We start from the raw sequence: 2,660 nt of genomic DNA on the forward strand, positions 1-2,660 counted from the left end.
TGGTCCAACTTCGGCGACATCCCCAACTCCCTCTTTGTTGTACCCACGGGGCTGACATGAGTTCGCAGCCCACTTATTCCACCTCGACGACCACCTGCCTGATCTCTCCTGTGAAACGGAAGGGCGGCTGGTAGGCGTTGGTCACGGGCTGGCCCGAGTCCTCTCCCACGCCGAAGGTATCGACGCCAAAGCGTCCGCCAACCGTGGCCTGCATCTTCCCATTAGCAACTGCCTCACCGTTCACCTTCAGCGATATCTTAGCCCCCTTACCGGCCCCGCCGCCGGCGTAATCGAAGGCGACTGCGATTGTGCTGTCACCCGGTGGAAGCGGCTCATCGCCGCGGACGACGGTGTGGTCGTCGAAGTAGTTGTAGTCGAAGACCGGCGTTCCCTTGTCGAGGTAGAGGACCAGACCGGCAGCCACACCGCCGAACCCAACGACGACGCCCTCGGTCTCGGTGCCCTGGGTCGTCACGTCCGCGGTCAGTGTCCACGAACGGTTCTTCATCGGGGGTGCCGCGGGTTCGGCAATGCGTGTCGCCCCGGCGTAGTAGGTGTAGGTCGTTGAGTTGGGGTCCGAGCCGGGAACAGGCGGCTTGGGCACCGCGATCCGTGCGGAGCCTCGGTCGTCGAGCGGGTAGATCTCGTTGCGTTCCGCTGCCTCTTTCCAAACTGATTTCAGCGCCGCGAGTTTTTCGGGATGTTCCTCGGCGAGATCCTTCGCTTCTGAGAAGTCCTCGGCGAGGTTGTAGAGCTCCCAGCGATCTTTATCCCAGTTCCCCGGAGCCAGGTCCTGACGCCAGGGACGCGTGTGCTGCGCATTCGCTTTCCAGCCGTCCTGGTACATCGACCGGTTGCTGAGTACCTCGAAGTACTGGGAGTCGCGCCCCGCGTAGCCGGGGTCAGTGAAGCTTGCCAGAAATGACTTCCCGACGAGCGGCTTCTGCTCGATGCCGTTCACCGTGCCTGGCATCGGGACCTTGGCAGCCTCAAGGATCGTCGGCACGACGTCCACGAGGTGCAGGAAGGCGTCACGCGGCTTGTCGTCGGGTTGAATCCTCGCCGGCCACGAGACGACCATCGGGTTCCGGGTGCCCCCCAAGTGCGAGGCAACCTGCTTCACCCACTGGAACGGCGTGTTGCCCGCCCAGGCCCAGCCGACCGGGTAGTGTGGTTCGGACTCGGGTCCGCCCAGCTTGTCGAGGTTTTCTACCACGTCGCTGAGGACGGTAGGGAGCCCGTTCAGATTCATGATCTCGTTGAGCGTGCCGTCGGGCCCACCCTCGGAGGAAGCGCCGTTATCGCCGACGATGTAGATCACCAGCGTGTTGTCGGCGTCCGGCAAGCCGTTTACGGCGTCGAGAAGCCGGCCGATCTCGTGATCGGTGAAGGCGAAGAAGCCCGCAAAGTTCTCGAACAGGGCCGTGTAGACCTCCTTCTGTTCGTCGCTCAGGCCATCCCAAGCCGGCACCCAATCGGGGCGAGGCGTGAGCTCGGTCCCCTTTGGGACGATCCCCATTTCGAGCTGGTTCTGGAAAACAATCTCGCGGTACTTCTCCCACCCCATATCGAACTGGCCGTCAAACTTATCTCGCCACTCGGCCGTCACGTGATGCGGCGCGTGCATCGCGCCGGGGGCGAAGTACATGAAGAACGGCTTCTTAGGTGCCACCGACTTGGCAAACTTCATTCGCGAGATCGCTCGGTCGGTCATGTCGGTCATGAAGTGGTAGCCCTCTTCGGGCGACTTGTTTGGCTCGACCGGCGTCGTGTTCTCAAAGATCACCGGGTAGTACTGGTGGGTCTCCCCGGCGTTGAAGCCGAAGAAGTACTCGAAGCCCATCCCGCTCGGCCAGCGGTCAAACGGCCCGGCGACCGTCGTCTCCCAGTCGGGCGTGTTGTGGTTCTTGCCGTACCACCACGTGTTGTACCCGTTGTCTTTGAGCACCTCAGCAATCGTCGCGGTGCTCTTGGGTAGCATCGTGGAGTAGTTGGGGAAGCCGGTCGCCCACTCCATTAGGAAGCCGTTGCCGCACTGGTGATGGTTGCGGCCGGTCAGCAGCGCGGCGCGCGACGGGCCACAGATGGCCGTCGTATGGAAGCGGTTGTACTTCAGCCCACGGCTGGCGAGCTTTTCAAGGTTCGGCGTGGGGATCAGTCCGCCGAACGTGGAGGTCTGGCCGAAGCCGACATCGTCCAGCAGAATCACCACGACGTTTGGAGCCCCCTCCGGCGCAGCGACCGATCCCTGCCAGTCCGATTCCGATCCCTTGTAGGTCTCGCCGATCTTCCCCTCGAAGGGCGTCAGCTCCATCGGCAGCTTAGAGCGGTCAGGCTCGGTGCCATGGGTGCGACTCTCAGCCGCGATCGCAAACCATGCCACAACGAATAGCAGATAAGATAGATGGCTCATGGGTTGTTCGTGAAAGTGCGAGATCAGTAGTGGGTCCCAATGTCCGTCAACTGCGGCCGCAAAACCGATAGTAAGGCAGGCCATAGCCGCAACGTGAGGGTGACTCTAAAAACGTATCATGCCCCCAATGACTTGCCAGTGCTCTCATAGCAGTGCCCTAAACTCTCGCCGGGATTCTCGACAGTGACTGCCAGAAGGCGATTCTCAGGAGTGCTCGGATTCGCCGAGGTCGCCTCAACTTCGCGGA

General features: G+C 61.9%; 1 protein-coding gene. It reads right to left on the minus strand.

What is annotated here, in order from left to right; genetic code table 11:
* Window positions 1-73: 73 nt before the first annotated feature.
* The gene (locus Pla108_RS20670) at window positions 74-2,413 is read right to left on the minus strand and encodes an arylsulfatase (RefSeq protein ID WP_146446886.1); all 2,340 of its coding nucleotides are present in this window, start codon (window positions 2,411-2,413) and stop codon (window positions 74-76) included.
* Window positions 2,414-2,660 lie beyond the last annotated feature (247 nt).

The organism is Botrimarina colliarenosi (assembly GCF_007859955.1).
Classification (GTDB): Bacteria; Planctomycetota; Planctomycetia; order Pirellulales; family Lacipirellulaceae; genus Botrimarina; species Botrimarina colliarenosi.

Coding starts and splice junctions, on each gene's coding strand:
- Pla108_RS20670 (WP_146446886.1), bottom strand. CDS start 2,413: ATGAGCCATCTATCTTATCTGCTATTCGTTGTGGCATGGTTTGCGATC.